The sequence below is a fragment of the Nonomuraea sp. NPDC049637 genome (assembly GCF_040675235.1).
Classification (GTDB): Bacteria; Actinomycetota; Actinomycetes; order Streptosporangiales; family Streptosporangiaceae; genus Nonomuraea.
Genome location: NZ_JBFAOM010000044.1, coordinates 58,147 through 81,268 on the forward strand (window position 1 = coordinate 58,147; position 23,122 = coordinate 81,268).

The 23,122-nt window shown below is 74.0% G+C and carries 22 protein-coding genes; 12 read left to right on the forward strand and 10 right to left on the reverse strand.

What is annotated here, in order from left to right; all coding sequences use genetic code 11:
* Positions 1-3: 3 nt before the first annotated feature.
* From AB0J71_RS39790 to AB0J71_RS39825, 8 genes are all read right to left on the reverse strand, one after another.
* Entirely contained in the window at positions 4-1,242 is a 1,239-nt protein-coding gene (locus tag AB0J71_RS39790) for a glycosyltransferase family 4 protein (RefSeq protein WP_364419253.1), read from the reverse strand.
* Entirely contained in the window at positions 1,239-2,492 is a 1,254-nt protein-coding gene (locus AB0J71_RS39795; protein WP_364419255.1) for a hypothetical protein, read from the reverse strand. The genes AB0J71_RS39790 and AB0J71_RS39795 overlap by 4 nt, the downstream gene beginning before the upstream one ends.
* The gene (locus tag AB0J71_RS39800) at positions 2,480-3,226 is read right to left on the reverse strand and encodes an NTP transferase domain-containing protein (RefSeq protein WP_352326583.1); all 747 of its coding nucleotides are present in this window, start codon (positions 3,224-3,226) and stop codon (positions 2,480-2,482) included. The genes AB0J71_RS39795 and AB0J71_RS39800 overlap by 13 nt, the downstream gene beginning before the upstream one ends.
* A gap of 8 nt (positions 3,227-3,234) precedes the next feature.
* Positions 3,235-3,858, reverse strand: a complete 624-nt coding sequence (locus AB0J71_RS39805; RefSeq protein ID WP_352326584.1) for an HAD family phosphatase — start codon at positions 3,856-3,858, stop codon at positions 3,235-3,237.
* Positions 3,859-3,863: 5 nt separating this feature from the next.
* Positions 3,864-5,039 (reverse strand): 2-phospho-L-lactate transferase CofD family protein, encoded by a 1,176-nt coding sequence (locus tag AB0J71_RS39810; protein ID WP_364419257.1) that lies wholly within the window; start codon positions 5,037-5,039, stop codon positions 3,864-3,866.
* On the reverse strand, positions 5,036-5,824 hold the full coding sequence (locus tag AB0J71_RS39815; RefSeq protein ID WP_364419259.1) for a glycosyltransferase family 2 protein: 789 nt from the start codon (positions 5,822-5,824) through the stop codon (positions 5,036-5,038). The genes AB0J71_RS39810 and AB0J71_RS39815 overlap by 4 nt, the downstream gene beginning before the upstream one ends.
* Positions 5,825-5,828: 4 nt before the next feature.
* Complete coding sequence (locus AB0J71_RS39820; protein ID WP_364419261.1) at positions 5,829-6,512, reverse strand: hypothetical protein; 684 nt, start codon at positions 6,510-6,512, stop codon at positions 5,829-5,831.
* A gap of 399 nt (positions 6,513-6,911) precedes the next feature.
* Positions 6,912-8,117 (reverse strand): CoA transferase, encoded by a 1,206-nt coding sequence (locus tag AB0J71_RS39825; protein WP_364392156.1) that lies wholly within the window; start codon positions 8,115-8,117, stop codon positions 6,912-6,914.
* A gap of 210 nt (positions 8,118-8,327) precedes the next feature.
* Here AB0J71_RS39825 and AB0J71_RS39830 point away from each other — a divergent pair, with 210 nt between their 5' ends.
* The 10 genes from AB0J71_RS39830 (at position 8,328) to AB0J71_RS39875 (ending at position 19,417) form a co-directional block, all read left to right on the forward strand.
* The gene (locus tag AB0J71_RS39830) at positions 8,328-9,164 is read left to right on the forward strand and encodes an SAM-dependent methyltransferase (protein ID WP_352326895.1); all 837 of its coding nucleotides are present in this window, start codon (positions 8,328-8,330) and stop codon (positions 9,162-9,164) included.
* 103 nt (positions 9,165-9,267) lie between these two features.
* Positions 9,268-9,837: an RNA polymerase sigma factor gene (locus tag AB0J71_RS39835; protein ID WP_352326896.1), complete on the forward strand. Its 570-nt coding sequence runs from the start codon at positions 9,268-9,270 to the stop codon at positions 9,835-9,837.
* Positions 9,837-10,775, forward strand: coding sequence for a CU044_5270 family protein (locus AB0J71_RS39840; protein WP_364419263.1), 939 nt, complete (start codon positions 9,837-9,839; stop codon positions 10,773-10,775). Before AB0J71_RS39835 ends, AB0J71_RS39840 begins: the two co-directional genes overlap by 1 nt.
* Before the next feature lie 256 nt (positions 10,776-11,031).
* On the forward strand, positions 11,032-11,448 hold the full coding sequence (locus AB0J71_RS39845; RefSeq protein WP_364419265.1) for a MarR family transcriptional regulator: 417 nt from the start codon (positions 11,032-11,034) through the stop codon (positions 11,446-11,448).
* A 289-nt stretch (positions 11,449-11,737) separates the two neighbouring features.
* Positions 11,738-15,415 carry a nitrate reductase subunit alpha gene (locus AB0J71_RS39850; protein WP_352326899.1) on the forward strand — a complete coding sequence of 1,226 codons (3,678 nt, stop codon included), beginning with the start codon at positions 11,738-11,740 and terminating at the stop codon, positions 15,413-15,415.
* Positions 15,415-17,022 (forward strand): nitrate reductase subunit beta, encoded by a 1,608-nt coding sequence (gene narH / locus AB0J71_RS39855; RefSeq protein WP_364419267.1) that lies wholly within the window; start codon positions 15,415-15,417, stop codon positions 17,020-17,022. Before AB0J71_RS39850 ends, narH begins: the two co-directional genes overlap by 1 nt.
* On the forward strand, positions 17,019-17,636 hold the full coding sequence (gene narJ, locus AB0J71_RS39860) for a nitrate reductase molybdenum cofactor assembly chaperone (RefSeq protein WP_364419269.1): 618 nt from the start codon (positions 17,019-17,021) through the stop codon (positions 17,634-17,636). Before narH ends, narJ begins: the two co-directional genes overlap by 4 nt.
* The gene (narI, locus tag AB0J71_RS39865; protein ID WP_352326902.1) at positions 17,633-18,322 is read left to right on the forward strand and encodes a respiratory nitrate reductase subunit gamma; all 690 of its coding nucleotides are present in this window, start codon (positions 17,633-17,635) and stop codon (positions 18,320-18,322) included. Before narJ ends, narI begins: the two co-directional genes overlap by 4 nt.
* Positions 18,319-18,954 carry an HPP family protein gene (locus tag AB0J71_RS39870; protein ID WP_364419271.1) on the forward strand — a complete coding sequence of 212 codons (636 nt, stop codon included), beginning with the start codon at positions 18,319-18,321 and terminating at the stop codon, positions 18,952-18,954. The genes narI and AB0J71_RS39870 overlap by 4 nt, the downstream gene beginning before the upstream one ends.
* Positions 18,955-18,961: 7 nt before the next feature.
* Positions 18,962-19,417 (forward strand): MarR family transcriptional regulator, encoded by a 456-nt coding sequence (locus AB0J71_RS39875; RefSeq protein WP_352326904.1) that lies wholly within the window; start codon positions 18,962-18,964, stop codon positions 19,415-19,417.
* Between the two features lie 22 nt (positions 19,418-19,439).
* Here AB0J71_RS39875 and AB0J71_RS39880 read toward each other — a convergent pair whose 3' ends face one another.
* Positions 19,440-20,495, reverse strand: a complete 1,056-nt coding sequence (locus AB0J71_RS39880; RefSeq protein WP_352326905.1) for a hypothetical protein — start codon at positions 20,493-20,495, stop codon at positions 19,440-19,442.
* 306 nt (positions 20,496-20,801) lie between these two features.
* On the opposite strand from AB0J71_RS39880, the gene AB0J71_RS39885 reads away from it, so the two are divergent.
* On the forward strand, positions 20,802-21,920 hold the full coding sequence (locus AB0J71_RS39885; protein WP_364419273.1) for a class I SAM-dependent methyltransferase: 1,119 nt from the start codon (positions 20,802-20,804) through the stop codon (positions 21,918-21,920).
* Positions 21,921-22,105: 185 nt separating this feature from the next.
* Entirely contained in the window at positions 22,106-22,879 is a 774-nt protein-coding gene (locus AB0J71_RS39890) for a methyltransferase domain-containing protein (RefSeq protein ID WP_364419276.1), read from the forward strand.
* 24 nt (positions 22,880-22,903) lie between these two features.
* Here AB0J71_RS39890 and AB0J71_RS39895 read toward each other — a convergent pair.
* Positions 22,904-23,122, reverse strand: a 219-nt coding sequence (locus tag AB0J71_RS39895; RefSeq protein WP_364419278.1) for a cytochrome P450, incomplete at its 5' end; no start/stop codon positions are given.

The window sequence follows — 23,122 nt, forward strand, 5'->3', positions numbered from 1 at the left end:
CCTCTAGGAGGCGGGCGGCTTGAGCGCCGCCCGGTAGACCGCGGTCGTGGCCGCCGCCGCGCGCTCCCAGCTCAGGCTCTCGCGGACGAACCGCTCGCCGCGCTCGCCCAGCGACCGCCGCAGCGCCTCGTCCGACATGACGTCGACGATCCCGCGCGCGATGTCGGCCGGCTCGGCGGCCCGGACGAACCGCGCCGCGGGCCGCGCCGGGTCGTCCCCGAGGAAGATCCGGGAGAAGCCGTCGCCCAGGAGCGTCGCCCGTCCCAGGGCCATCGCCTCGGTCGCGACCAGCCCGAACGGCTCGAACAGCGAGGGGAACACGCACGCGTCGGCCAGCTCGTAGTACTCCAGCAGCTCGCGGCCGGTGACGAAGCGGCCCGAGGTGAGCACCCGCCCGCGCAGCCCGGTCGCGGCCACGATGCGCCGGACGCCCACCTCGTCCCCCTCGCCGACGATCAGCAGCCGCAGCCCCGGCACGGCGGCCGACGCCGTCCGCATCGCCTCCAGCAACTGGTAGACGCCCTTCTGGCGTTCGATCCTGCCGATGAACAGCAGCACCTTGTCCCGCTCGGACAACCCCAGCCGCCGCCGCAGCGCCGCCGCGCCCCGCCGCAGCGCGTCCCGGTCGAAGGCCGGATCGGCGACGACCCGCTCGTACGTGCCGCCGAGCGGCACCACGTCGACGGGCGTACGCCGCCACCCCGCGGCGAGAAGCTGCTCGCGCACCTCGGGCGTGGCCACCACCACCCGCCGCGAGATCCGGGCCAGGTGGCGTTCCAGCGCCGCGAACAGGTTCAGCGGGTCGCGGATGCTGCGCTGCGCGGCCACGCCGTACTCGGTGGTGTGCACGTGCAGGACCACCGGCAGCCGCAGCAGGTGGTGGCAGAGCAGGGCGGCCAGGAAGTTCGTCGAGTCGTGCACGGCGACCAGGTCCGGCCGCGCGCCGCGGCGCAGCCGCCGCACGTACCGCCAGTCGCTGACCACGACCTGCGCGGCCAGCAGCAGGAACTCGGCGCGACGGGTGCGGTTGAGCCGCCGCCCGCGCGCGCCGGGCAGCCGGACGCGCGGCCGGTGCACGGTGACGCCGTCCACGCGCTCGTCCACCGGCAGGTCGCCGACGTTGAGCGTGTGGACGGTGAGCTCGTGCTCGCGGGCGAGCCACGGGGTGATCAGCTCGACGTAGCGGCCGAGCCCCGCCGTGACGTTGGGCGGGAACTGGTTGACCACGCAGGCGATTCTCATGACAGGTCCTTGAGGTAGACGCGCGCGGCCGTCACGGCCACGACGGCCAGCAGGAGGAGGTTGACCAGCGCGAACCCGGCCAGGCCGCCGGCCACCCCGTGCCACCGGACGCACCAGGCCGGCACGGCGAGCGCGACCGGCGCGCTCACGAGCAGGCAGCCGATCAGCACGCGGGCGCCGCGCACCCCGTCCATGGACAGCGCCACCGAGTACAGGTTGAACGCCGTGTGCGCCCCGATGCCCAGCGCCGACAGCGTCATCAGCCCGGTCGAGTACGGGTACTCGCCGCCCATCAGCAGGAAGAACACCGTGCTCGCGGCGAAGGAGAAGACCGCCGTCGCCCCCGCCACGGCCGGGACCAGCCGGGCGATCCGCCGCATCAGCAGCGGTTTGTCGGCGGTCGCCATCCTGGGCAGCAGCACCAGCAGCACGCCGTCGGTGAACACCACGCCGAGCAGCCGCTTGGGGAAGCCGTTGTAGACCGCGTACACGCCGACGTCGGCCGGGGCCGCCCAGTGGTTCAGGTAGAGCACGTCCACGCCGAACAGCAGGCCGGTCAGCGCGGCGACGGCCGTCACGTACGCGCCGTGCCGGTAGAGCGAGCCGGCCAGCCGCGCCGAGAACGCCCGCGGCCGCACCCCGGCCGCCGCCGTCGCCACCACCGCGAACGCCGCGTTCGTCGCGATCAGCGCGACCAGGTACGGCCCGGCGTCCCTGATGCCCAGCACCAGCAGGCAGAAGCAGGCGGCGCCCAGGTAGGCGACCGCGACCGCCAGCTTGAGCCGGGCCACCAGCGCGAACCGGCCGAGCCCCCGCAGGAACCCGTCCGCGAGCTGGTTGACCGTCATCGACGCCGCCAGCGCCAGCCCGTAGGCCAATGTGGGGACGTCCACGTTCAGCGCGGGCGTGAGCAGCGGGGCGGCCAGCAGGCCCAGCGCGGCCAGCCCGGCGCTCATCGCCAGCGTCGCCGCCAGCGCCGTCGTGACCAGCGCAGGACGCTCGCCCGGCGCGGCCCGCGGCAGCTCCTGGAGCACGACGTAGTGCAGGCTCGTCAACATCACCACGGTGACGATCAACGCGATCGACAACACCACCGTGAACCGGCCGAACGCGCTCGCCCCCGCGCCCCGCGCGACGACCAGCGTGGTGGCCGCCGCCAGGCCGCTGGCCGCCGTGCTCACCAGCGTCGGCCCCGCCGCCCACCGGTGCCCACGGACGAGGTCCGCCGCGCGGCCACTCAGCCCGTGCACCGCGCGTACGCCCGCCGGGCGAACTCCAGGTCGTCGGCCGTGTTGACGCCGCGCGCCTCGGCCGGGTCGGTCACCGGCACGACCGTCACCGGCCATCCCTCGGCCCGCGACAGATGCGCCAGGAACGGCAGGAAGTTCACCTCGCCGGTGGCCGCGCCGCGCGCCGCGCCCGCCGCGTACCGCTCCCACGCCTCCCGCAGGCCCGCGGTGGCCAGGCAGAACACCCCGATGTCGCTGAGCCCGCCCGGCCGGCACGCCTCGCCCTCGCGCGACTGCCGCACCCGGACGAGCTCGCCCCCGGCCAGCTCGTACTCCACGTACGGGTCGTCCATCGGCACCAGCGGCAGGGTCAGCCCCTCGCCCGGATGGGCGGCGACGACCCGGCGCACGGTCCGCGCCGACAGGTTCGCCTGGTCGCCCCAGACCACCAGGATCGTCTCGTACCCGGCCCAGTGCCCGGCCGCGCCGAAGATCGCCGCGCCCATCCCGGTCGGCCGCTCCTGAACGCTCACCGACACCCCGGGCGTCCCCGCCACCAGCTCGCCGAACGGCCCCGCGCCCGCCGGGGACACCACCACGTGCACGTGCCCGGCCGCCGGGCGCAGCCGCCGGTGCAGGACGTCCCACACGGTGACGCCGTCGGCCAGGCTGATCATGATCTTCGGGAGGTCGTGGCCGAGCCGCGTCCCGCGTCCGGCGGCCGGGATCACCGCGCACACCCGCCGTTCACTCACGTCGCCGATCACCTCTCCAGCAGGGACACGATGTGGTCCAGGTCAGGGGCCGCGACCGCGCCGGGCGCGGGCTCGGCGGTGTGCACGTGCAGCGTCGCCAGCCCGGCGCCGACGGCCGACGCCACGCCGTGCGCGCAGTCCTCCAGCGCCACGGCCGCGGCCGGGCGCACGCCCCAGCGGCGGCAGGCCGCGGCGTAGAACCCCGGGTCGGGCTTGCTCACCGGCACGTCGTCGGCGGTCAGCACGCCGCGCACCGGCAGCGGGCACGCGGCCAGCACCCGCTCCACCGAGGCCCGGCTGCCGCCCGTGACCAGGTACGCGGCCCGGCCCGCCGCGCCCAGCGCGGCCAGCAGGCGGCGCGCGCCGGGGAACGGCCGCACCAGGCCCGCCTCGACGTAGCCGCGGTAGAGCCGCTGCTTGTGCCGCGCCAGCCGGCCGGCCGCCGCCGGGTCGCCGGTCAGCCGGGCGGCCACCGCGGCGGTGCTCGCGCCCGCGTGGTCGGCGTAGCGGAAGGTCTCCAGCGCGCCGGGCGCGTGCTCGGCCAGGGCGTGGCGGAAGGCGGCCTCGTGCGCGGGGGCCGAGTCCACCAGCGTGCCGTCGAGGTCGCACAGCCAGACCGTCCAGGGCAGCATCCGGCTCACCCGGCCCGCGCCAGCGACGCCTCGCCGAGCACCGCGAGCAGCGCCTCGGCCGTACGCGGGCCGCAGTGGGCGCCGGGCCGGGCCGGGTCCTCCAGGTCGGCGCTGATCCAGCGCGCCCCCGCCCACGAGCCCCGCTCCAGCACGCGGGCCGGCACGGCGGGAGCGCCCGCGCCCCGGCCGCTGAGCACGTGCGTGATCGTGGCCCGCTCGTTGCCCGGGTCGCCCAGGTAGGCCAGCGTGCGGTCCACCAGGTCGGTGGCCGTCAGCCCCTGGACGTCGTGGTCGCCGCCGACGTTCACGACGAACACCCTGGCCGCGGCCCCGCTTCCGGACAGGGCCTCGGCCAGGCCCGGGGTCAGGTAGCTGGGCAGCAGCGAGGAGTGGGGGGTGCCGGGGCCGTACACGATCAGGTCGGCCCCGGCCAGGGCCCGCAGCGCCTCGGGGTTCGGCGTCACCACGGCGGACCGGCGGGCCAGCAGCTCGCGCACCCGTTCGGCCGGGCGTCCCGCCAGCGCGGCGCGGTCGGCCGCCGACAGCGGCTCGCGCAGCAGGAACAGGCCGGTGATGGGCACGCCGTCCTGCGGCGCGACGATGTCGGCCTCGTCGGCCAGCACCCGGCCGTCCTGCTTGAGCGCGACGAGGAACGCGTTCTCGCCGCCGGTCACGTTCAGCAGCCGCACCGGCGAGCCGAACGTGCGGGCGCACGCCCGGACGGTCGCGTTGAAGTCCTCGCCCAGCCGCAGGTACGCCCCGGCGAACACCAGGTTGCCCAGCGCGCAGTCGGCCAGGTCGAGCCCGCCCGGCCGGGCGGCCAGGCGGCCGGCGACGACCCGCAGCTCCCGCGCCGCCTCCGCCGGGCCCGCCGCGGCGACGTCGCCGATCAGCGCGTCCAGGTCGGCCGGGGTGGCGCCGGGCGGGAGCCGGCGTTCCAGCAGCGTGTGGCGCGGGTCGCCGGGGTCGAGGTGCAGCAGCAGGTTCTTGCGGAAGTCGGACGGGCCCAGCATGCCCGGCAGCCAGCGGCGCAGCGCGCCCGTGGACAGCCCGTTGTCGTACCCGTTGACCAGCAGCGACAGGCTCGTCCCCGGGGTGCGCAACAGCGCGCGGGCGATGCCGGCGCCGCCGCGCCCGCCGCCGAACAGGGCCACCGACACCCTGCGCGTCACCGTGCTCACCGCACCTCCTCCAGCGGGGAGCGGCCCAGCGGGAACGGCGCGAGCGGCGCCCGCAGCACGCCCCGGCGCAGCAACCAGCGGCGCAGCCCGAGGTAGCCGACGAACAGCGCCCGGTCGCGCGCCCCGCGCCAGAACCGCCAGCCCCGGCTGCCGCCGCCGCGCTCGCGGTGCTCGATCGGCAGCTCCTCCCACACGTGCCCCAGCTCGGCCACGCGGGCGGTGATCTCGGTGGAGCAGTTCATCCCCGCCGACTCCAGCGGCAGCGCCCTGAACAGCGGGCCGCGCACCACCTTGAAGATCGAGTTGAAGTCGCGGTAGCGGGTGCGGTGCAGCAGGTTGCTGACCGCGCCGCTGGCCGCCGACCCCCACCGGTACGGCAGGCTGTCGGCCTTCCTGACCCGCGCCCCCGAGAAGGCCGGCCCGCCGCCGGCCCGGATGCGCTCCAGGAACGCGTCGAGGTTGGCGATCGGGAACTGGCCGTCGGAGTCGAGCAGCACCACCCAGTCCAGCCGGGTGCGCGCGACGGCCGCGGCGATGGCGGCCCCCGCGCCCCGGTTGCGCGCGAAGGTGACGACGACGAGCTGCGGGCAGTCCTCCTGGAGTTCGCGCAGGATCGGCCCGGTGGCGTCGGAGCTGCCGTCGTCGCACACGACGATCTCCCACGTGGCCACCCCCGGGTGGCGCTCCAGGTACTCCCGCCATTCCGTCACCGCCGCCGCGATGTTGTCCGCCTCGTTGTACGCGGGTGCCGCCACGGAGACGTCGACGGCCGGCCTGTTCGGCAAGGGGTCACCTCCTCCGGGTGGCGTCCGTGTCGGCGCCGACCCCGGTCAGGCGCCCGATCCAGCGGTCCAGGGGCAGCAGGTTGACCCCGGCGACGACCGGGACGTGCGCCAGCGTGAACACGACCGCCCCCCAGAACGGGATCGGCCCGCCGGTGAACAGGTTGATGTGCGGGGCGTCGATCCGGTCGGGGATCTCGACCGGGTTGACCACCTGCCACATCACGTCCAGGAAGCCGGAGAACACGATCAGCACCCCGCTCGCCATGATCTTCAGGCAGCGGCCCGGCGAGCCGCCCCCGATCCGGTACGCGGCGGCGGCCGTCAGCACGATCCCCGGGTAGAGCAGCAGGTAAAGGTGCGTGTAGAAGTCGTCGCCGTGTGCCCGCGCGCCGTCGCCGTAGTAGAACCAGCTGATCCTCGGGATGAGGTAGCCGGTCAGGAACACGAACGGCGCGTACAGCAACCAGTGCAGGCGCGGCGACACCCAGGGGAAGAACGCGATCGCGCAGCACAGGCAGGCGAAGGCGAGCAGCTTGGCGGCGAGCTGCCAGGCGGCGTCGATCTCGCGGGCGTGCGGGGTGGCCAGCCAGACGAAGGCGAAGCCGGCCGCGCCGACGGCCAGGGCGATCCACCAGATGTGGGCGGCCCAGGGGCGCGGGGCGTCGAGCAGGGGGTCGGGATGGTTCACTACCGGTCCTCGTGGGCGTCATCGAAGGGTCACGGGAGCGCTCCCAACGCAGTATGTCACCTGTCCCGGCGGCGGCCACCGCAATATCGGATAACGGACCCACCGGAACTTGCGGGCCTGCTGACTAACAGTAGTGTCGGCCTGAAAGCCCAGGTCAGGGGTTATGGCGCAGTCGGTGGAACGATGCAGGACAAGGGGGACCGCAAAGGGCCTGCCTGCGATGTCAAGTCCGGGCGGGAAGTCCGGGCGGGCAGTGTTCTGTCCGGCGCTTTCTAGGTGAAACTTGGATCGTCTTCAGGTAAGACCAGCTCGGCGGGTGTTTCGGCGTGTTGGGAGCGCTCCCGCGACTTCTCATCTTTCGGGCCCGTAACCACGGTTTCGGTCATGACCAAATCGCGGTCAGCCGACCACGCCCTCCGCGCGCAGGGCGGCCACCTGTGCCGGGGACAGGGACAGGAGCTCGCCCAGCACCGCGTCGGTGTGCTCGCCCAGCTCGGGCGCGGGCGACGGCGGGGTCTGGCGGCCGTCCAGGAGCAGGGGGCCGCCCGGGGCCAGGTGGGGGCCGACGCCCGGCTGGTCGAGCGGGGCCATCAGCGGCTCCGCGCGCAGCGCCGCCGCCCCGCCGGCGGCCAGCTCCGCCAGCGTCCGGTACCGCGACCAGAGCACCGACGTGCCCTTCAGCCCCTCCTCGGCCTCGGCCGCCGTGCGCGCGGCGAACCACGGCGCGAGCAGCCCGCCCAGCGCCTCCCGGTGGACGTAGCGGTCGGACTCGGAGCGGAAGTCGGCGGGCAGCGCCTCCTCCAGCGCCGACACCACGCGCGACAGCCCGGTGACGGCGACCAGGTCGCGCCAGTGGCGTTCGGTGAGCACCAGGACCATGAGCCGCCGCCCGTCGGCGGTGGCGAAGTCGCGGCCGAAGTCGCCGTAGAGGTCGTTGCCGATGCGCGGCCGGCCGGCGCCGCCGAGCTGGGCCTCGGCCAGGAGGCCCAGGTTGCCCATGGTCGCCAGGGCGACGTCGTGCAGGGCCACGTCGAGGCGGCGTCCCCGGCCGGTCGCGGCCCGGTGGCGGTCGGCCGCGAGCAGGCCCACGGCCAGGTACAGGCCGCAGGCGACGTCCCAGGCCGGCAGCACGTGGTTGACCGGGCCGTCGTGGCCGGCGGGGCCGGTCGCGTACGGCAGGCCGAGCCCGGCGTTGACCGTGTAGTCCACGGCGGGACGGCCGTCGCGGTGGCCGAGCAGCCGCGCGTACACCAGATCGGGACGACGCCCGGCCAGCTCCTCGTACGACAGCCCGGCCCGGGGCGGCGCGTTGGTGAGCACCGTGCCCGCCGCGACGGCCAGCTCGGCGACCAGCGCACGCCCCCGGGCCGAACGCAGGTCCACGGTGACCGAGCGCTTGCCCTTGTTCAGCCCCGCCCAGTAGAGGCTGCGGCCGGAGGGCGCGAGCGGCCAGCGCCGCGCGTCGGGCCCGCCGCCGACCGGATCGACCCGGACGACCTCCGCCCCGAGCTGGGCCAGCGTCATCCCGCCGAGCGGCGCGGCGACGAAGCTGGACAGCTCCACGACCCGCATCCCGGCCAGCGGTGCGGCATGCTCCTCCGCCACGGCCACCTCCCTGTCGATCCGCCGATCCTACGCGCGGACGGCGGCCCGATGATCTAGCCCGGAAGTTCTGGTAACAAACATTTCCCGAAATAACCGGTCTGCCCCATTGTCATTAACTGGAATTGTTGGAACATATGGTCTGAGTCACGAGTGAAGTCCAAAGATCGCCTACCGCAAGAAGGTGGCGGCGAGGGGAAAGGGGCAACGCTCATGCGCCAGCGTGCTGTCCGCAACTTGGCCAGGCTTGGCACGGCGCACGCCAGGATCACGCGGATACTTGACGCCGCCGCGGGCGGGAAGAACAACTTCCTCGCCGACCGGGACCTGGTTCGCCATTTCGATCAAGTAACTCCCGTCGCCACCACCGCGGCCCGTGCCGTTCTTGAATACCTGACGCGAGTGATCGGTCATTTGGCCGCCGTCGAGGGCGTGGACCAATTCATGATCGTGGGGAGCGGCGTGCCGAACGGCCCTTCGGGCGGCAGCCGCCTGCACGAGGTGGCCCGCCTGACCTCGCCCGGCCCGGACGTCCGCGTCGTGTACGTCGAGAGCGACCCGATGGCCCTGACGCTGGCCCAGGCCACCATCGAGCCGTTCTGCGACCTGGTGCGCGTGGTCGACGGCGACGTGCGGGAGATGGACGAGATGCTCGGCGACCCGGTGGTGCAGACGTTCCTCGACTGGGATCGGCCGATCGCCGTGCTGCTGCTGTCGGCCCACAGCCTTGACGACGAATGCGCCCGCACCGTCGTCAAGCGGCTGCGGCACGCCGTGCCCGAGGGCAGCTTCCTCGGGCTGCTGCACATCACGTTCGACGGCGTGCCGGGGGAGCTGGCCCCGGCCGTGCGGGGCATGCTGGCCATGACGTTGCCCGGCCTGAACGTGCGCACCCGCGCCGAGGTCGCGGACCTGCTGGACGGTCTCGACCTGCTGGAGCCGGGCCTGGTGTGGGTGCCCGAGTGGCGTCCCGCCGCCGACGACGACCCGGCCTGCGCGGACGCCCCCGCCTCGTCCGGCAACTACGGAGCCGTGGCCCGCATCCCCTGACCTTCCACCGGACGGCCCTCGCGGCCTGCCCGCCCCCGCCGTGAACGATGATGCGGCCTGCGGGAGACAGCGAGATGACCGCCGTCCCCGTGGAAGGAATGATGTGACCCTGCAGAACCTCTCGGAGCAGGACGACGCGGAGGTGATCCTCCGCTCCCGGGACGACCCCGAACAGTTCGCCACGCTGTTCGACCGCCACGCCCGGCAGATCCACCTCTACGTCGCGCGCCGGCTCGGCACGCAGGCCGCCGACGACATCGTGGCGGAGACGTTCCTGGCCGCCTTCCGCCGCCGCGCGTCCTACGATCCCGCCGTCCGCCTGGCCAGGCCCTGGCTGTACGGCATCGCCACCAAGCTGATCGCCCGGCACCGGCGCGACGAGGAACGGCTCCTGCGGGCGCTGAGCCGTACCGGGGCGGAGCCGCTGCCCGAGCCGCTCGGGGACGTCGTCACCCGGCGCGTCGCGGCCCAGGGCGAGGAGCGCCGGCTGCTGGCGGCGCTGGCGGCGCTGTCGCCCGGCGACCGCGACGTCCTGCTGCTCGTCGCGTGGGAGGACATGAGCCTGGAGGAGGCCGCGCAGGCCCTGGGCATCCCGGCGGGAACCGCGCGCTCCCGCATGCACCGCGCGCGCAAGAAGATCAAGGCCGTGCTTCCCGCGGAGGAGGAGAACTGATGGACGACCTGAACGCGGTGCGGCGACTGCGCCGCTCCGTCCCGGAGATGACGCCGCAGGCGGAGGGCGCGGCCCGGGCCAGGCTGCTGACCGCGCTACGGACGCCCGCGCCGCCCCGGCGGCGCCCGGCGCGTCCGGTGTGGCGGCTCGCGACGGCGCTCGTCCTGGCCGTCCTGGCGGGCCTCGGCTGGGCCGCCACCCGTGCGCCCGGCGCCGCACCGGTGGCGAGCGTGCGGGAGCTGAGCGAATGGGCCGCCGGCGCGGCGGAGGGCGCCCCCGACCCGGGCGCCCGCGGCGACCAGTGGCTCTACGTCAAGGGACTGAGCGCCGCACCCGGCGCCTACAGCGGGTACGGGGTCGACACGGGCAGGCGGATCACCTCCGAGGTGTGGACGAGCGTCGACGGCAAGAAGATCGCCTGGTACGACGACAAGGGCGAGCTCCTCGTCCAGTACACCCACCCCGGCGTCGGCGCCGCCGACCTGGCCGTGGAGCCCGTCACCGCACAGACCGTGACCGACCGGCTCAGGGCCGCGCTGCGCCCGCTCGAGTCGTCGGCCGGCGACCCGCCGACTCCCATGAACGAGCGGCTCTTCCAGGCGATCTACCAGTTGATGGACGAGCAGGCGCTCCCGCCGCGGGTGCGGGCCGCGCTGTTCCGCGCCCTGTCGGGCATCGAGGGCGTGCAGGTCACCCCCGACGCGGTCGACGCCGCCGGCCGGCGCGGCGTCGCCTTCAGCTACACCGGCGACTGGGCCCGCTACGACCTCATCCTCAGCCCCGCCGACTACCGCTTCCTGGGCACCTACGGCGTCAGCGTGACCGACCGCGCCTTCACGTGGACGGGAGGCAGCGCCGACGTGCCCGCCGGCACCCCGGTCACCTGGACGGCCCAGCTCGGCACCGGCCTGGTCGACGAACCCGGACGGCGTCCCTGAGGGCCCGCAATTCATCACCATGTGAAAACCTCACGGGAAAAGCACTGTCATGGGGGGTGAACAACGTCGCTCCGCCGGACGGCGGCATCGTCCGGGCCCGTGCCCGCCGGGGTGCGTCAAGGGCGGGCCGCCTGCTAGGACTTTCCTTTCGGCCGTCGGCGGAGTGATGAATGGATGGCCCGTTATGTGGGAAAATGTCGGACCAGCGGCTTCGGTATTCCCCGGCCGCTCCACGACACCGCTCGAAGGTGCGGTCATGGACGACTCGGCATGGCACATCGAGGACGCGTCCCTGGTGCTGGTGGAGGCGACGCTCGACGCCATGGCCGCGCTGGGCGACCTGTCCGTGCCCCGGCTGCGGGTGCTGCTGGCGGTCGACCGGCACGGCCCGATGAACCTCCGCTCCCTGGCCGGTCGCCTGGACATGTCGCTGTCGGCGGCCGGCCGGGTGGTCGACCGCCTGGACACCGCCGGCCTGCTGAGCAGGGCTCCGGCCGCCCACAGCCGCCGGGAGATCCGCATCACCACGACCCCGGCCGGCCGGGAGGTGCTGGAGCGGCTGCGCGCCGCGCGGCGGCAGCGCATCGGCCAGGCGCTGGAGAAACTGGCCCCGGACGACCGCACGACGCTCGTCCGCGTGTTGCGGCGGCTGACCGAGGCGGCCGACTCCTGACCGCCTGATCCGCCAATATCAGCCGCTATTTCCCCTTATTTCGCGAAATTTCGGTCAAAAGACTTAATTGTGTTTTCGGAGGCGGCGAAACCTTCTCGCGGAACTAACAGATTCCATATGGACACTGTCGCATGCTAGAAACAGTCGTCTGACTGCACGCCTTTACTTTCAGTCGATTCGCCGGTTTCCGGGCGCAGGGAGAGGGCCGCGTCCCGGCCGGGCCGGCGCGCATACCCGAATGCATCATCTCCATGCGAGGAGGTCATGTGTCGTGCCTGGCGGAATACGCATGCATCTGACACGAGCCGAACGCGCCGCCGACACGGCGGCCGCCCGGTTGCTGGCGGCGGGCACCCACCTGCTGCGCGCCGACACCACGCCCGACCGGCGGGCGGTGTACCGCGGCGAGGACAAGGTCAACGACTCCCCGTACCGGCGCCGGTGGGCGCACGACAAGGTGGTGCGGTCCACCCACGGGGTCAACTGCACCGGCTCGTGCTCCTGGAAGGTCTACGTCAAGGACGGCCTGATCACCTGGGAGACCCAGCAGACCGACTACCCCAGCGTCGGCCCCGACCGCCCCGAGTACGAGCCGCGCGGCTGCCCCCGCGGCGCCGCCTTCTCCTGGTACACCTACTCGCCCACCCGGGTGCGCTACCCGCACGCCCGCGGCGTCCTGGTGGAGCTGTACCGGGAGGCCAGGGCGCGCCTGGGCGACCCGGTCGCGGCCTGGGCCGAGATCACCACCGATCCCCGCAAACGCCACCGCTACCAGTCGGCGCGCGGCCAGGGCGGCCTGGTCCGCATCGAGTGGGACGAGGCGCTGGAGATCGCCGCGGCGGCCCACGTGCACACGCTCATGACGTACGGGCCCGACCGGGTCGCCGGGTTCTCGCCGATCCCGGCCATGTCGATGGCCTCGCACGCGGTGGGGGCCCGGTTCATGTCGCTGATCGGCGCGCCGATGTTGTCCTTCTACGACTGGTACGCCGACCTGCCCGTGGCCTCGCCGCAGGTCTTCGGCGACCAGACCGACGTGCCGGAGTCGGGCGACTGGTGGGACGCGGCCTACCTCATGCTGTGGGGCTCCAACGTCCCGGTCACCCGCACCCCCGACGCCCACTGGGTCACCGAGGCCCGCTACCGGGGCCAGAAGGTCATCGTGGTCTCGCCCGACTACTCCGACGCCACCAAGTTCGCCGACGAGTGGCTGCACCCCCATCCCGGCACCGACGGCGCGCTGGCCGTGGCCATGGGGCACGTCATCCTGCGCGAGTTCTTCGCCGAACGGCAGGTCCCGCACTTCACCGGCTACGTCAAGCGCTTCACCGACCTGCCCTTCCTGGTGCGATTGGAGGAGCACGACGACGGCGGGCTGCGTCCCGGCAAGTTCCTGACCTCGGCGGACCTGGGCGGCCAGGAGGAGGCGGCCCGCTGGCGGCCGATGATCCTCGACGCCGCGACCGGCCGCCCGGTCGCGCCCAACGGCACGCTGGGCGACCGCTGGAGCGCCGAGCAGGGACGCTGGAACCTCGACCTCGGCGACCTCGACCCGCTGCTCACCCTGCACGCGCCCGGCTGCGACGGCGCCGAGGTGGTCCTGCCGCGCTTCGACGAGCCGGGCGTCGTCCGCCGGGGCGTGCCGGTCCGGCGAGTCGGCGACCGGCTCGTCACCACCGTCTTCGACCTGCTCATGGCCCAGTACGGCGTCGCCCGCCCCGGCCTGCCCGGCCGGTGGCCCACCGGCTACGACGACCCCGCCGCCCCGGGCACGCCCGCCTGGCAGGAACGCATCACCTCCACCCCGGCCGCGCAGGCGATCAGGATCGCCCGGGAGTTCGCCGCCACCGCCGAGCGCACCGGCGGCCGGGCCATGATCATGATGGGCGCGGGCACCAACCACTGGTTCCACTCCGACACCATCTACCGCTCCTTCCTGACGTTGCTGCTGCTCACCGGCTGCCAGGGCGTCAACGGCGGCGGCTGGGCCCATTACGTGGGCCAGGAGAAGGTCCGGCCGCTGGCCGGCTGGCAGCAGCTGTCCACCGCGGCCGACTGGGTGCGCCCGTCCCGCCAGATGGCCGGGACGCCGTACTGGTACCTGCACACCGGCCAGTGGCGCTACGAACGGTTCTCCGCCGGGACGTTGTCCAGCCCCGCCGGGCCCCGCCGGTTCGCCGGGCGGCACACCCTCGACCTGGTGGCGCAGTCGGCCCGGCTGGGCTGGATGCCGAGCTACCCCACCTTCGCCGCCAACCCGCTGGACCTGGGCCGCCGCATCCACGACAGCGGCGCCGACCCGGCCCGCTGGATCGCCGGCGAGGTGGAGTCCGGGCGGCTGGCGTTCGCCTGCGAGGACCCCGACGCGCCGGAGAACTGGCCGCGGGTGCTCACCGTCTGGCGGGCCAACCTGATCGGCTCCTCGGCCAAGGGCAACGAGTACTTCCTGCGCCACCTGCTGGGCGCGCCCGACAACGCCACCGCCGAGGAGGCGCCGCCGTCCGGCCGCCCGCGGGAGGTCACCTGGCGGGACGCGCCGCGCGGCAAGCTCGACCTGCTGCTCGCCCTCGACTTCCGGATGACGTCCACGACGCTCTTCGCCGACCTGGTGCTGCCCGCCGCCACCTGGTACGAGAAGCACGACCTGTCCAGCACCGACCTGCACCCGTTCGTGCACGCCTTCACCCCGGCGATCAACCCGCCCTGGCGGGCCCGCACCGACTTCGACATCTTCCATTCCCTGGCCCGCAAGCTGAGCGAGCTGGCCGCCGGCCGCCTCGACGTCGCCCACGACCTGGTGGCCACCGCGCTCCAGCACGACACGCCCGGCGAGATCGCCCAGCCCGGCGGCGGCGTCCCCGACTGGCGCGAGAGCGGCGAGACGCCCGAGCCCGGCCGCACCATGCCCGCGGTGACGCTGGTCGAGCGGGACTACACCGCGATCGCCGACAAGCTGGCCGCCTTCGGCCCGCTGGCCGAGCGGCAGGGCATGACCGTCAAGGGCGTCACCGTGCGGCCCGGCCCCGAGTCGGCCTGGCTGGCCGCGCGCTGCGGCACGGCCGCCGGCGGCCCGGCCGAGGGCCGTCCGCTGCTGGACAGCGACGTCAAGCTGTGCGAGGCGATCCTGGCGCTGTCGGGCACCACCAACGGCAGGATCGCCGCCGAGGGCTTCGACCGGCTCGCCGAGCGCTGCGGGCCCGGCTCGGGGCTGTCGGAGCTGGGCGCGTCGGTCGCCGGGCGCCGCACGGTGTTCTCCGACACCCAGGACCGGCCGGTGGCCGCCGGGGCCAGCTTCGAGTGGTCGGGCGCGGAGGGGCACGACCGCCGCTACGCGCCGTTCACCATCAACACCGAGCACCGCAAGCCCTGGCACACGCTCACCGGCCGCCAGCACTTCTACCTCGACCACGACTGGATGGCCGAGCTGGGCGAGCAGCTGCCCGTCTACCGGCCGCCGCTCGACCTCGACGCGCTGGGGGAGTGCCTGCCCGCCGCGCCCGACGGCGGCAAGGCGGTGAACGTGCGCTACCTCACCCCGCACTCCAAGTGGTCGATCCACTCCGAGTACCAGGAGAACCTGCTCATGCAGACGCTGGCCAGGGGCGGCCCGGTCATCTGGATCAGCGTCGAGGACGCCGCCGCGATCGGCGTGGCCGACAACGACTGGATCGAGGCCGTCAACGTCAACGGCGTCGTGGTGGCCCGCGCCGTCGTCTCCCACCGCATGCCGCCCGGCACCGTGTTCATGTACCACGTCCAGGAGCGGCTGGTGAACGTGCCCAAGTCGCAGACGACCGGCCGGCGCGGCGGCGTGCACAACGCGCTCACCAAGCTCCTGGTCAAGCCGACCCACCTGATCGGCGGGTACGGCCAGCTCTCCTTCGCCCCCAACTACTACGGCCCCACCGGCAACCAGCGCGACGCGGTGACCGTCGTCCGCCGCCGGGATCAGGAGGTGCGTTACTGATGCGACCGATGGCCCAGATCGCCATGGTGATGAACCTGGACAAGTGCATCGGCTGTCACACCTGCTCGGTGACCTGCAAGCAGACGTGGACCAACCGGCCGGGCACCGAGTACGCCTGGTTCAACAACGTCGAGACCCGCCCCGGCCAGGGCTACCCGCGGGGCTGGCAGGACCAGGAGCGCTGGCGGGGCGGCTGGCGGCTGCGCCACGGCCGTCTGGTCCCCCGCGCCGGCGGCCGGCTGCGCCGCCTGGCCACGCTCTTCGCCAACCCCGAGTTCCCCGGCCTGGACGACTACTACGAGCCGTGGACCTACGACTACGACAACCTCACCAGCGCGCCGCTCGGCGACGACGTGCCGACCGCGCCGCCCCGCTCGCTCATCGACGGGCGGCCGACCGCCGTCACCTGGGGCCCGAACTGGGACGACGACCTGGGCGGCGGCCCGGAGCAGCTGTCGGCCGACGTCGTCCTGCGCAAGGTGAGCGACACCGTGCGCCTGGACTACGAGCGGGCGTTCATGTTCCACCTGCCGCGCATCTGCGAGCACTGCCTCAACCCGTCGTGCGTGGCCGCCTGCCCGTCGGGGGCGATGTACAAGCGCATGGAGGACGGCATCGTCCTGGTCGACCAGGACCGGTGCCGGGGGTGGCGCATGTGCGTGTCCGGCTGCCCGTACAAGAAGGTGTACTTCAACCACCAGACCGGCAAGGCCGAGAAGTGCACGTTCTGCTACCCGCGCATCGAGGCGGGGGAGCCGACGGTCTGCTCCGAGACGTGCGTCGGCCGCCTGCGCTACCTCGGGGTCATGCTCTACGACGCCGACCGCATCGGCGCGGCGGCCGCCGTCCCGGACGAGCGCGACCTGTACCCGGCGCAGCTCGACTGCTTCCTCGACCCCGCCGACCCCGAGGTGGTCGCCGCCGCCGAGGCGGCGGGCATCCCGCACGACTGGCTGGAGGCGGCCCGCCGCTCGCCCGTCCACCGGCTCATCACCGAGTTCCGCATCGCGCTGCCGCTGCATCCGGAGTACCGCACCATGCCCATGGTCTGGTACGTCCCGCCGCTGTCGCCCATCGTCGACGCGCTGGCCGAGACCGGGCACGACGGCGAGGACGCGGGCAACCTGTTCGGCGCCATCGACTCGCTGCGCATCCCGGTCGGCTACCTCGCCGAGCTGTTCACCGCGGGCGACCCGGCGCCGGTGGAGGCCGCGCTGCACCGCCTGGCCGCCATGCGCGCCCACATGCGGGCCCGCAACCTCGGCGACGAGCCGGACCCGGGCATCGCCGCCGGGACCGGCCTGCGGGCCGCCGACCTGGAGAGCATGTACCGCCTGCTCGCCCTCGCCAAGTACGACGAGCGGTACGTCATCCCCACCGCCTACGTCACCTCCGATCACACCGACCCCGCCGACCCCGCCGATCCCGCCGGGCACGCCGGCTGCAGCCTGGACGCCCCCGGCGGCCCCGGCATGCTCGCCGAGAGCTTCCACAGCGCCCCCGTCACCAGGGACGACCGGCTGCGCGGCCGGGTCAACCTGCTCGACTGGGACGGCAAGGGCGCCCCTGACGGCCTGTTCCCGCCCAGGGACGAGGCGGCCGAGTGAACCGCTACGACGCCCGCCTGATCCACCAGGCCGCCTCCCTGCTCCTGAGCTACCCGGGCGACGACTGGACCGCCCGCCTCGGCCTGGTCCGCGACGCCCTCGGCGCGACGGGCGGCGCCGCCGCCGAGCGCCTGCGCGGCTTCTGCGCCGAGGCGGCGGCCCTGCCCGCGCTCGACGCCGGCGCCGCGTACGTGTCCACGTTCGACCGCAGCGGCCGGCGCACGCTCCACATGACCTACTACGGCGACGGCGACACCCGCCGGCGCGGCGAGTCCCTGCTGGAGCTCAAGACGCTCTACCGCGCGCACGGCTGGCGGCCCGGCGCCGGCGAGCTGCCCGACTTCCTGCCGGTGATGCTGGAGTTCGCCGCCCGCGTGCCGGGGCCCGGCATCCGGCTGTTGCGCGACCACCGGCCCGGCCTCGACCTGCTGCACGCCGGCCTGACCGCCCGCCGCAGCCGCTACGCCGCCGTCGTGGAGGCCGTGCGGCTGACGCTGCCGCGCGCCACGTCCGCCGACCGCCGGGTCGTGGACGAGCGGACGGCGCTCGGCCCGCCCGCCGAACGCGTCGGCCTCACCGTCCTGCCCGAGGTTCCCGGAGGAGTCCGCCGATGAGGCATCTCGACATCGCCCTGTGGGGCGTTCTGCCGTACGTCGTCCTGGTGTTGTTCGTCGCCGGGGCCGTCTGGCGTCACCGCTACGACCGGTTCGGGCTGACCACCCGCTCCAGCCAGCTCCACGAGAGCCGCCTGCTGCGGGTGGGCGGGCCGCTGTTCCACTTCGGGCTGCTGTTCGTGATCGCCGGTCACCTCGTCGGCCTGCTCGTCCCGGAGCGGTTCACCGAGGCGGTGCACGTGAGCGAGCCCATGTACCGGCTCAACGCGCTGGTCGTCGGCGGGCTGGCCGGGCTGGCCACCGTGATCGGGCTCGGCGTGCTGCTGTGGCGGCGGCTGCGCGTACGGGCCGTGCGCCGGGCCTCCGGCCGCTCCGACCGCGTCCTGTACCCGGTGCTGGCCACCGTGCTGCTCGCCGGGCTGGTCGCCACGCTGCTCGGGCCGTCCGGCCACTACGACTACCGGCTCGGCGTGTCGGTGTGGTTCCGCAGCCTGCTCGAACTGGAGCCGGACGTCGACGCCATGGCCTCGGCGCCGTTCGTGTTCCAGGCGCACACGCTGCTCGGCCTGGCCCTGTTCGCGCTGTGGCCGTTCAGCCGCCTGGTCCACGCCTTCGCCGCGCCCGTCGCCTACCTGGCCAGGCCGTACATCGTCTACCGCTCCCGCGGTGGCGCGCTGCCCCGATGAGCGCCGAAGCCGCCGCGGAAGGAACGGAAGGAACGGAAGGCGCGGAGGGGGCGGCCGGCGGCCGGGCGCGGGAGCGGCGGGTGATCAGGGCGCGGGTCGCCACGGCGTGCGCGGTCGCCGGGCGGGCCGCGGTGTGCATCAGCGTGCCCGCCCTGGTCGCCTGGCTGGCCCACCAGCCGTTCGTCTTCCCGTCCCTGGGGCCGACGATCTACCTGGTGCTCACCGCGCCGGGGGCGCCGGCCGCCGCTCCCCGCCGTACCGTCGCCGGGCACGCCATCAGCGCCGCCGGGGGCTACCTGGCCCTCACCGTCACCGGGCTGACGCGTACCGCGCCCGACCTGGGGCACATCGACGGGCGCCGGGTGCTCGCCGTCGTGATCGCGTTGTCCTGCACGACGCTGGGCATGCTGGCCACCGACAGCTCCCATCCGCCCGGCGGCGCGACCACGCTGATCGTGGCGCTGGGCTTCCTGCGCACCCCGCTGAACCTGGCCGTCCTGCTGACCGCGGTGGTGCTCACGACCCTCCTCCTGCTCGCGCTGGGACGCCTGCGCGTCTCCCGCGTGGTAACTTCGCAGAAGAAGTTACTTCTTGGAGGATTTATCTTCCCCAAGAAGGAGGACAGGAAGTGAGGACCGCGTGCCGAACACCCCCGACCCGTCGGACGCCGGCCGGCGCTACCGCCGCTACCTGAGCGCGGTCATGCTGCACGGCCACGCCGGCGCCAAAGCCTGCGGCCTGGGCGCCACCGACCTGTACGCCCTGAACATCCTCGAACTGGCCGGCCCGATGACCCCCGGCGAGCTCGGCGTCCGCACCGGCCTGACCACCGGCCCGACCACCCGGCTGATCGACCGGCTGGAGCAGGCCGGGTACGTCCGCCGCGTGCCCGCCCCCGACGACCGCCGCAAGGTGATCGTCGAGCCGGTCGGCAGGCCCGCCCAGCTCGACGCGGTCATGGCCCCCGTCCGGCAGAAGATCGGCGACATCCTCGCTGACTACCCGGCCGAGCACCTCGACGTGCTCTACGACTACTTCGACCGGGCCGCCCGCGCCTACCAGGAGGCCGCCGAGGACCTGCGCTCCGGCTCCTGACCCCGGTTTCTGGCCCCTGCTGTCAGCGGAAGTCGGAGATGCGCAGCACCGCCAGCATGTCCGTCGCCCGCGAACCGGTCGAGAACGACGCCTCCACCCCGACCCAGCCGCGGAAGGCCCCCGTGTCGTCGATGATCTGCATCAGCGGCTTGACGTGCGAGTTGCCCGTGTAGCAGAACTCGCCGCGCTCCATCGCCAGGCACGTGCACCAGTGCCACAGCGTGTCACGCCGGTCGGACTTGGAGATCGTCGTCAGGTAGTACTGGATGGAGCTGACATTGGCCTTCGTGCCGCCGCCGTACTTGGGGCAGCCGCCCGACTTCTGGCACGCCCCCCGCGAGGACGGCTGCAGGTAGGTCAGGCACGAGGTGGTCGACTTGCAGGCGCGGAAGGAGGAGTGGCCGAACGGCTGGTTCGCCGAGTTGACCAGCGTGCCGCTCGCCCAGCTCGTCAGGTCCTGCCTGAGCGAGCCGGGGAAGGCCCGCACCGAGCTCATCGCGCGCCGGGTGCCGATCGCGGCGTTGCTGCCGTAGCCGTAGCCGTGCGTGGCCAGGCTGCTGCCCTTGAGGTCGAGACGGGCCAGCCTGCCGTCGGGCGAGGTGCGCACGTACCACTGCTCGGTCCAGGTCTGGGCGATCTTCCACCGGATCGTGAGCACGTTGCCCGCCAGCGTGTACGTCCCCGTACGGGTCTCGCTCGGGCCACCCGTGTACCCGCCCGCGGTCAGCACCTCGCAGCCGCGCGGCCGCGACGAGACGCCGCCGGCCCTGGTGGTGCAGCTCGGGTCGGGCACGGTGCCGGTGCGCTGCCTGGCCTTGGGGAAACGCTGCCACCACAGGTACAGGGCGGCGCTCACCGTGCCGTTCGCGGCGAAGCGGTAGGTGCCCAGGCGCACCCAGTTCTGCCGGGAGGCGGCCTGGAGATGGCCCTGCGAGACGACGAACGTGGACTTGCCGCCCGGCAGCGGCGAGGCGGCCGCCCTGGCCGCAACAGTGGCCGTCGCAGTGGCCGTCACCGGCTGGGCGGGGAGAAGGGCGAGGGCGAGCACGAAGGAGAGGACTGCCGCTGCGGTACGCATGGAGAGACTCCGTAGGGCTTGCTGGCGTGGGCCGATGGTCAACGGCCCACCGTATTCCGGCTCGACCCGATCTGTCCTTGAAACGCGGTCAGGAGGAACCTGACAGCGCTCGACGTCCGTCCGTGAAGCTAGGATGAGGGGGTTCCCAGCACCGCGAGGAGGTTGATCATGTCGTTCCCACCGCCCGGCATGGTTCTCGGCGACGCCCCGGCGCGCACTTCCTCGCGGGAGGCCGCCACAGGCTGACCCTCTCCACGTCGAAGTGCTTCTCATGGCCATCACTGGTTCGATCATGAGGAGCCCCGAGTGCTCGAGATCCGCTGGACCGAAGACGGCGAGGCCCGCTCGGCCCGCTGGCGTTCGGAGAACGGCTCGCCGCCGCCCGCCCGCGTGGTGATCGCCGACGAGCGCCTGGCCGCGGCCACGGCGTACCGGCTGGCCTGCGAGGGCACCGCGCTGCTGTGGCGCGGCGACTTCCACGCCGCCCGCCGCCTGCTGCGCGCCATGACCCGCCGCGCCGACCACCGCCTACCCACCCCCGCGCCTGCGTCGTCGCCCGCGCGGGCCTTTCACCAGTACCGGCAGGCTCGCTCCCAGCGGGCCGTCACGCTGGGCCGGTTGCTGGTGCCGCTCGACCCGGACCACAGCGTCCCCCTGCGGCGCGCCCCCGACGTGCGGAGCGCGTGCACGCAGGTCTACGGGCCCGCGACGGAGGCTTCGGTGACCTCGCTGCGGGAGCTGCTGGGCATCGTCGGGGCGTACGAGTGGCGCAGGCGAGGCGTCGAGGTGCCCTCCCTGAACGACCGCATCCATCCCCATTACGGCGTCTTCTCGCCGGTGCGCGGCGAGTACGTCGACCTGGTGGCCGCGGCCCCGCTGGTCTCGCGCGCCGGGGCGTTCGACGTCGGCACCGGGACCGGCGTGCTCGCCGCGGTCCTCGCCCGCAGAGGCGTCGAGCGCGTCGTGGCCACCGACCGGGACCCGCGCGCCGTGGCCTGCGCCCGCGACAACCTGCGACGGCTGGGGCTGTCCGGCCGGGTCGACGTCCTGGAGGCCGACCTCTTCCCGCCCGGACGCGCGCCGCTCGTCGTCTGCAACCCGCCCTGGCTGCCGGCCGAGCCCGCCTCGCCCCTCGACCACGCGGTCTACGACCCCGGGAGCCGCATGCTCCGCGCCTTCCTCGACGGCCTGGGCGAGCATCTCGAACCGGAGGGCGAGGGCTGGCTGATCCTGTCGGACCTGGCCGAACGGCTGGGGTTACGGACCCGGGCCGAACTGCTGTCCGCCTTCGCGAACGCGGGCCTGCGGGTCGTGGGCCGGCTCCGGACCCAGCCACGCCACCCGCGCGCCTCCGACCGGACCGACCCCCTGCACGCCGCCCGCACCGCCGAGATCACCTCCCTGTGGCGCCTCCGCCGCACGTGACGCCCTCCACCCGCGCCCGGCCGGGCCCTCCGCCCGCGCCCGGCCGGGCCCTCCACCCGCGCCCGGCCGGGCACTCGGTCAGCGCCCGCAAGCTCCCGGCTGCGTCGCGCGGCCGCGAGCTCGGCTGCACGGAACCTTCACCTGGTGTCCCGGGGATCTGCGCATGTGTCTGGTTGGCTGGGTTCATGATCGACATTGACCCCGCCTCCCGCCCCGACCCCATCGCCTACCTCGACCACGTCGCCTCGACCGACGTCGGCAGGAGCTACAAGCGGCAGGTCCTCGACCTGCTGGCGCTGCGGCCCGGGCACACCGTGCTCGACCTCGGCTGCGGCCCCGGCACCGACCTCGCGGCCATGGCCGACGCCGTCACCCCCACCGGACGGGTGATCGGCCTCGACCGCGACCCGGCGATGGTCGCCGAGGCGGGCGCCCGGCTGGCCGGACGGCCCCAGGTCGAGGTGCGTCCCGGGGACGTGCACGAGCTGCCGGTCGCGGACCGGAGCATCGACCGGGCCCGTACCGACCGGGTGCTGCAACACGTGGACGACCCGGCGCGGGTGCTGGCGGAGTTCCGCCGGGTGGCGCGTCCCGGGGCGCGGATCGTCATGGCCGAGCCCGACTGGGAGGGCATGCTCGTCGACTCCCCGCGCCCGGACGTCGGCCGGACGCTGGCCCGGTTCATCTCCACCGAGATGGTCCGGCACGGCACGCTGGGCCGCAGCCTGGCCCGGCTGTGCGAGGAGGCCGGCCTCGCGGTGCGGTCGGTGGTGACGGTCGCGCCGGTCTTCCGCGACCTGGCCACCGCCGACCAGGTCCTCGGCCTGCGCCGCAACCTGGTCAGGGCCGTCGGCGCCGGATATCTCGAACCCGGCGCCGAGGAGTGGTTCGACGACCTGCGCTCCCGCCCCTTCCTGGCCTCGGCCCTGCTGTTCCTGGTGACGGCCGAAGCGGCATGATCGGCCCAGGGGGAGGGGCGAGGGTCAGCCGATGCGCAGGGGCAGGGTGCGGGGGCCGCGGACCTGGCCCGTCGCCCAGGTGACGGCGTCGGGGTCGGCGAGGGTGAAGGTGGGGATGCGCTGGAGCCAGACGTCGAGGGCGGTGCGCAGTTCCATGCGGGCCAGGTGGGAGCCGACGCAGCGGTGGATGCCGAGTCCGAAGGCGGCGTGGCGGTTGACCTCGCGGTCGATGCGGACGTCGGC

Excerpts from the sequence above, each read along its gene's own strand:
- AB0J71_RS39790 (WP_364419253.1), bottom strand. The coding sequence starts at position 1,242 with ATGAGAATCGCCTGCGTGGTCAACCAGTTCCCGCCCAACGTCACGGCG.
- AB0J71_RS39805 (WP_352326584.1), bottom strand. The coding sequence starts at position 3,858 with ATGCTGCCCTGGACGGTCTGGCTGTGCGACCTCGACGGCACGCTGGTG.
- AB0J71_RS39830 (WP_352326895.1), top strand. The coding sequence starts at position 8,328 with ATGCGCCAGCGTGCTGTCCGCAACTTGGCCAGGCTTGGCACGGCGCAC.
- AB0J71_RS39840 (WP_364419263.1), top strand. The coding sequence starts at position 9,837 with ATGGACGACCTGAACGCGGTGCGGCGACTGCGCCGCTCCGTCCCGGAG.
- AB0J71_RS39845 (WP_364419265.1), top strand. The coding sequence starts at position 11,032 with ATGGACGACTCGGCATGGCACATCGAGGACGCGTCCCTGGTGCTGGTG.
- AB0J71_RS39850 (WP_352326899.1), top strand. The coding sequence starts at position 11,738 with ATGCATCTGACACGAGCCGAACGCGCCGCCGACACGGCGGCCGCCCGG.
- narH (WP_364419267.1), top strand. The coding sequence starts at position 15,415 with ATGCGACCGATGGCCCAGATCGCCATGGTGATGAACCTGGACAAGTGC.
- narI (WP_352326902.1), top strand. The coding sequence starts at position 17,633 with ATGAGGCATCTCGACATCGCCCTGTGGGGCGTTCTGCCGTACGTCGTC.
- AB0J71_RS39870 (WP_364419271.1), top strand. The coding sequence starts at position 18,319 with ATGAGCGCCGAAGCCGCCGCGGAAGGAACGGAAGGAACGGAAGGCGCG.
- AB0J71_RS39880 (WP_352326905.1), bottom strand. The coding sequence starts at position 20,495 with ATGCGTACCGCAGCGGCAGTCCTCTCCTTCGTGCTCGCCCTCGCCCTT.
- AB0J71_RS39890 (WP_364419276.1), top strand. The coding sequence starts at position 22,106 with ATGATCGACATTGACCCCGCCTCCCGCCCCGACCCCATCGCCTACCTC.